Source organism: Metabacillus crassostreae (assembly GCF_016908395.1).
Classification (GTDB): Bacteria; Bacillota; Bacilli; order Bacillales; family Bacillaceae; genus Metabacillus; species Metabacillus crassostreae.
Genome location: NZ_JAFBDU010000002.1, coordinates 831,607 through 837,606, shown reverse-complemented (window position 1 = coordinate 837,606; position 6,000 = coordinate 831,607). Strand labels below are relative to the sequence as shown.

3 protein-coding genes and 11 tRNA genes are annotated in these 6,000 nt (G+C 36.8%); all 14 read left to right on the top strand.

The window, feature by feature from the left end:
• Positions 1-7 precede the first annotated feature (7 nt).
• The 14 genes from JOC75_RS11605 (at position 8) to JOC75_RS11540 (ending at position 5,693) form a co-directional block, all read left to right on the top strand.
• Positions 8-84, top strand: a tRNA-Asp gene (locus JOC75_RS11605).
• Between the two features lie 178 nt (positions 85-262).
• Positions 263-338, top strand: a tRNA-Phe gene (locus JOC75_RS11600).
• Positions 339-356: 18 nt separating this feature from the next.
• Positions 357-429, top strand: a tRNA-Thr gene (locus tag JOC75_RS11595).
• Positions 430-443: 14 nt separating this feature from the next.
• Positions 444-527, top strand: a tRNA-Tyr gene (locus JOC75_RS11590).
• Positions 528-581: 54 nt separating this feature from the next.
• Positions 582-655: transfer RNA gene (locus JOC75_RS11585), tRNA-Trp, on the top strand.
• Between the two features lie 21 nt (positions 656-676).
• Positions 677-752, top strand: a tRNA-His gene (locus JOC75_RS11580).
• A 30-nt stretch (positions 753-782) separates the two neighbouring features.
• Positions 783-857: transfer RNA gene (locus JOC75_RS11575), tRNA-Gln, on the top strand.
• A 63-nt stretch (positions 858-920) separates the two neighbouring features.
• Positions 921-995, top strand: a tRNA-Gly gene (locus tag JOC75_RS11570).
• A 13-nt stretch (positions 996-1,008) separates the two neighbouring features.
• Positions 1,009-1,082 (top strand) — tRNA-Cys (locus tag JOC75_RS11565).
• Between the two features lie 14 nt (positions 1,083-1,096).
• Positions 1,097-1,182 (top strand) — tRNA-Leu (locus tag JOC75_RS11560).
• Positions 1,183-1,223: 41 nt separating this feature from the next.
• Positions 1,224-1,305 (top strand) — tRNA-Leu (locus JOC75_RS11555).
• Between the two features lie 387 nt (positions 1,306-1,692).
• On the top strand, positions 1,693-2,697 hold the full coding sequence (locus JOC75_RS11550) for a sugar-binding protein (protein ID WP_204954180.1): 1,005 nt from the start codon (positions 1,693-1,695) through the stop codon (positions 2,695-2,697).
• The gene (locus JOC75_RS11545) at positions 2,690-4,123 is read left to right on the top strand and encodes a sensor histidine kinase (RefSeq protein WP_204954179.1); all 1,434 of its coding nucleotides are present in this window, start codon (positions 2,690-2,692) and stop codon (positions 4,121-4,123) included. Before JOC75_RS11550 ends, JOC75_RS11545 begins: the two co-directional genes overlap by 8 nt.
• Before the next feature lies 1 nt (position 4,124).
• Positions 4,125-5,693 (top strand): response regulator, encoded by a 1,569-nt coding sequence (locus JOC75_RS11540; protein ID WP_204954178.1) that lies wholly within the window; start codon positions 4,125-4,127, stop codon positions 5,691-5,693.
• The last annotated feature ends 307 nt before the right edge of the window (positions 5,694-6,000 follow it).

Here is a 6,000-nt window from a genome sequence, read left to right as displayed (position 1 = left end):
AAAACTTGGTCCGGTAGTTCAGTTGGTTAGAATGCCTGCCTGTCACGCAGGAGGTCGCGGGTTCGAGTCCCGTCCGGACCGCCATTTAATTTTTAGAAGAGTAATGTACACTACTATCTTTGTATAGTGTAATAGGGTTTCAATAAACGAGAAGGTCGAAGAAGCGACTGAGCGAACACCGGAGCGTATGTCAATACGTGAGGATGTGAGTGATGAAGCTGATGAAGAGATTCGAAGTTTAGTGGAAGCCGTAAACCTTATTGGCTCAGTAGCTCAGTTGGTAGAGCAATGGACTGAAAATCCATGTGTCGGCGGTTCGATTCCGTCCTGAGCCACCATTTTTGTTTGATTTTTTAGCCGGTGTAGCTCAACTGGTAGAGCAACTGACTTGTAATCAGTAGGTTGGGGGTTCAAGTCCTCTCGCCGGCACTGTTTCACAATATGGAGGGGTAGCGAAGTGGCTAAACGCGGCGGACTGTAAATCCGCTCCTTAGGGTTCGGCAGTTCGAATCTGCCCCCCTCCACCATTGTTTTTTCGCAAAGCGAAAATAACATTCATTACTAAAGAAATAATTTACTCTAGGGGCATAGTTTAACGGTAGAATAGAGGTCTCCAAAACCTTTGGTGTGGGTTCGATTCCTACTGCCCCTGCCAATTAAACATTAATATATTGTGGCGGTTGTGGCGAAGTGGTTAACGCACCTGATTGTGGTTCAGGCATTCGTGGGTTCGATTCCCATCAGTCGCCCCATTTTTATATTATAAATTATAAGATTTTCAATGGGCTATAGCCAAGCGGTAAGGCATCGCACTTTGACTGCGACATGCGTTGGTTCGAATCCAGCTAGCCCAGCCATTTTCTTTCACATTTTTAGTCTTTTTGCATAGGCTATACTATATAATAACTAATATTATGATTGCGGAAGTAGTTCAGTGGTAGAACACCACCTTGCCAAGGTGGGGGTCGCGGGTTCGAATCCCGTCTTCCGCTCCAATAATATTTTAATGGCGGCATAGCCAAGTGGTAAGGCAGAGGTCTGCAAAACCTTTATCACCGGTTCAAATCCGGTTGCCGCCTCCATTTAAAACACCCTTGCCGGGGTGGCGGAACTGGCAGACGCACAGGACTTAAAATCCTGCGGTAGGTGACTACCGTACCGGTTCGATTCCGGTCCTCGGCATCAAAGTTATTTTACCTTAGCAAAAATAGCTTATTATCTTTGCCAGTGTGGCGGAATTGGCAGACGCGCACGACTCAAAATCGTGTTCCTTCGGGAGTGTCGGTTCGACCCCGACCACTGGTATCATAATTAATCAAAAACGTATTAAACCAATACTTTGAGACATTCACAAAGTATTGGTTTTTTTGTGTTTTAACGTCCTAATGGGGTTTACCTAATCGTGTTGAGATTAAAATATACTTCATTGCTAAAGATTCAAGGCTTCTTCTTACTACATACCTTTTCCAATAATAGATTTCTTAATAAAGTTACAAAAGCGCCTATGAGGTTACATTTCTTTTTGAACATACTAAGAGGAACAAGAAACAAGAGAAAATACAACATAAGTTAGATAATTGAGTTAGTAAGAAGCGTGCTATAAAATAAAAGATAAGTTGTTTTTAATGAATGAATATATGAAAATAAACCAATCTAAAAATAGTTTACAATTTACCTACTTAGGGGGACAACATGAAGCGTACGCCTATTATTTATATTATTTTGGTCTCGTTATTTATAACGGCTTTAGGCTTCTCTTTTTATTTTTATAAGCAATCACAGCAATTTGATCGACAGATAACTAGGGGTATATCAGCTAAAGAAGATTTACCGCGATATCATTTTGTGTTAATTGGTGAGGAAATGAATCATGATTACTGGCGCTTAGTAGGAGAAGGTGCCAAAGAGATTGAGTTAAAATATGATGTTTTTGTTGAATATGTGGGACCTCAGCGTTCCAATCCTGAAGAACAGTTAAAGCTTTTAGATATTGCTATTAAATCAAAAGTTGATGGGATCATTGTTCAAGCACTCAGTGATGAGTTTACACCCATCATTAATAAGGCAGTAAAAGAAGGTATTCCCATCTTAACAATTGATACAGATGCATCTGAAAGTTTACGAAATGCCTATATTGGGACGGACAATTATCTGGCAGGCCAATTAGCTGGAGAAGCATTAGTAGAAAGCATGAATGGACAAGCTACTGTAGGAATTATCACAGGAAGCTTTACTAATGCTCATCACCAATTGCGTGTGAAAGGATTTAAAGATGCTGTAGAGAAAGTCGAGGGAATTGAAATTGTCGCTGTGGAAGAATCAAACATTACGAAAGTGGAAGCAGAGGAAAAAGCATATGAGATACTAAACGAGCATGACAATATTACAGCCTTTTATGGAACAAGTTCTTACGATGGGGTTGGTATCGTTGCTGCAGCCAAATCATTGAATAAGCTGGATTCTCTTTATGTGATAGGTTTTGATCCATTAACAGAAAACATTCAATTACTAGAAAAAGGTGACTTAGATGCGATTGTTGAGCAACAGCCCTTCGAAATGGGATACAAAAGCATTGAACTGATGCTAGATATAATTAATGAAAAATCAGTTCAAGATACTTACCATACTGATGCATCGATTATACGTGTTTCCAACCTAGATCTATGGAAAAGTCAAAGGATGAACCCTCATGATTAAAATTCGCACCAAGCTATTAATCTATTTTGTTGCCACTTTATTATTAATTGTCACCGTCTTCTTTGTTCAACAACAAAGTAATCAAAAAGTGAGAGATCTATATGACGAGAATGCTGACCATCTTTTTCTTTTAAATGAAATAACGAATATGACAGCGCAAACGTATCAATCATTACAAATATATGTACTAGAACCTTTGCCAAACAATTTATCTTCTTATGAGGAAGGCAAGCAAAAACTTAGACAGTTGCAGCGGGAATTTTCTGCTATGGAAACAGAAGAAATTCAAAAGAAAAACTATCTTAATATGCTGAGTAGTTTCGTTGAACTATCTGATCAAACAGTTGAGGGTGTGAATAGTCAAGATATTCAGCAATACTCCATGTATTTAAACGAAGCGGAGAAAACATCCAGTTATATTCATGAGAAGACACTGGAATTAATTAATAATCAACTGACAGATTACAAGGAATTATCTTTACTAATAGAAAAAAGAATTACTAATACGAAAAATATGGGTACAGCTATCATTATATCGATTATAATTCTTAGCATCTTATTTGCACTATGGTTTTCCAATGGAATTACAAAAACCATTGGACGACTAACAAGGGCGGCTCAGAAGATTTCTGTGGGTCATTACTCCGGTGATGATGTGGTGGTTTCTAGAAAAGATGAACTTTGGTTTTTAACAAAGACGTTCAATGAAATGAAGAGAAATATTAAGCAATCAGTCAGTGAAATTGAAGAAAAAGCAAGGCTTTCTCAACTTTTAAAAGAAATGGAATTAAAAAGTTTACAAAATCAGATCAATCCGCATTTTCTATTTAATACGCTAAATACGATTTCTAAGACTTCTTACATTGAAGGAGCTGAGCGAACGACTGATCTAATCTCTTCTGTTTCTGCATTGCTACGTTATAATATCGGTAACCTGGAGCGGGAGACAACCCTCAAAGATGAAGTTGCCATTGTAAAAGAGTATTTTTTTATACAAAAAACAAGATTCAGAAACCGAGTAAGCTTTGAAAAACAAGTAGAATCTGCATGCTTATCTACTCCTCTTCCTTGTTTAACACTTCAGCCGATTATTGAAAATGCCTTTATGCATGGAATAGAAGACATGGCTAAAGGTGCAACCATTTCTTTAACCATTTATCAAAAAGACGAAAGGGTTTGTATTGTAGTAAAGGATAATGGGATAGGAATGGATCAACAAACAGTAGATCGGTTATTGGATACAAGTAGTGAAGAAGAGGTTTCTTTGTCCCAAAAAAGCTCTGGGCATTCAACGGGGATAGGGATGAGAAACGTGATTACTCGTTTAAAGTTGTTTGATAAGGAAAGTCACATTGACATTGATTCTGAGCTTGGTAAAGGTACAACTGTAACTATTCACTTAACAAACCGTAAAGGGGTGAAATAATATGATAAAAATTATGCTTGTAGATGATGAGCCATTGGAAAGAGAAGGACTTCAACTAATGCTATCGAAAAATCGTTCAGGATTTGAAGTTGTTGCAGAGGCCGAAAATGGTTTAGAGGCTATAGATTTCGCCTTAGAGCTTGTTCCTGACCTCATTTTTATGGATATTAAAATGCCTCAGTTAGATGGACTACAAGCAATCGAAAAAATTCTAGATGTTCATCCGAACACAAAATGTATTATGGTATCAGCTTTTGATATGTTTGATTATGCTCGACAAGCGATGAAATTTGGCATTAAAGAGTATTTATTAAAGCCGAGTAAAGTGTCAGAAGTATTAGAGGCTTTTGACCGAACAGTAGCAGATATAGAAGCAGGAAGAAAATATGGAAATGAAATGCTGGAAATGAATCAACGATTGGAGAGACTTAGTTCCTTTATTGAAATGGAGTTTATTGTTTCGTTATTACTTGACCATATTCATGAATTTGACCAAGAGGATTGGAAGGAATGGTTTAACCTTGATCAGAAACAAGGGTTTGTTGTTGTTTTTTCATTCGAGTCCGACCAACTTCAACCGGACAGACATGCAAAAAGTGAATGGTATAAGGTATTAAAGCAGACGTTACATGAAGAGAGTCATCCGGTCTTTGTTGGGCCCTTAACAGCTTTTCAAGTTCCAGCATTTGTATTACTTGATACGAAAGCAGAAGTAAATCTGGAAGACAGGCAAAATTTCGTACGTACGGTTATTCATAAGTCTCAAAATCAATTAAAAGATTGTACCGTATTTGCAGGAATTGGAACAGTTGTTTTCGATGTTAATGAATTTTCTCGCTCCTATGAAGAAGCTATCTATGCTTTAGAATTAGTTTATAATCATTCAAGTGCTTCCTATATGGCGTACAACAGTCAGATGGATGAAAAAAGAACAGAGCTAATTCCATTTGAAGTGGAAAAAGAGCTAATCCATTCAGTTAAAAAAGGGGATATTCAAAAAGGCTCACAACTATTTGATAGCTATTTCCAATTAATTCTGCAAGCATCGGATTCTAGATTGGATTGGGTCAAAAAAGCGATGGAAAACTTCTTTATCGTATTAACACGTTCGATAAAAGAGTTTGGATTTGATATAGATGTTCAGATGAGCTTCGATCATTTAGAAACATCTATGCAGATAAAAGAACGTGCTAAAACTCATTTAATGGTGATTATGGAGCGTTTAAGTGAATGGCGTGCAAGCGGTGTGGAAAGCTTACTGTTACAAGCTAAAGAATACATTAATACTAATTATCATAAGCAAATCATGCTGGAAGAAGTTGCAGAAAACATAGGGCTTAGTTCTTATTATTTGAGTAAGTTATTTAAAGAAAAGTTTCAAGTAACCTTTATTGATTATCTAACAAATACTCGATTACAACGAGCCAAAAATTCATTATTGGATGGGAAAACCCCATTAAAAGAAATTGCAATGGATATCGGTTATAAAGATCCGAACTATTTTAGTAGGGTTTTTAAAAAGGAAACGGGACTTAGTCCACGTGAATATAGAAATAAATATCAACGGTAAATCAACGGTCTTTTTATGATCGTTGATTTTTTATTTATCTTCAGTGTTGATGGATGTCGGACTTAAAAACTGCTATGTTGATTTATGCTCATGATAGTCGCTTCGCTAAGCGGTGTTTTTGCTTTCATTAGGTTACATCCATTTTATTTTTCTTTGCAATCTATGGATCCAATCATTTAAAACGTTTTCACAAGATAGTCTAGGTTTTAACAAGAATGTGAAGACAATAGGTCTTTTGAGAAAGCGGTTTTATGATAAATTTACTGTAAATGTTTTAAAGATAATGAAATGAAAAATGGAAACGGAA

Excerpts from the sequence above, each read along its gene's own strand:
- JOC75_RS11550 (WP_204954180.1), top strand. The coding sequence starts at position 1,693 with ATGAAGCGTACGCCTATTATTTATATTATTTTGGTCTCGTTATTTATA.
- JOC75_RS11545 (WP_204954179.1), top strand. The coding sequence starts at position 2,690 with ATGATTAAAATTCGCACCAAGCTATTAATCTATTTTGTTGCCACTTTA.
- JOC75_RS11540 (WP_204954178.1), top strand. The coding sequence starts at position 4,125 with ATGATAAAAATTATGCTTGTAGATGATGAGCCATTGGAAAGAGAAGGA.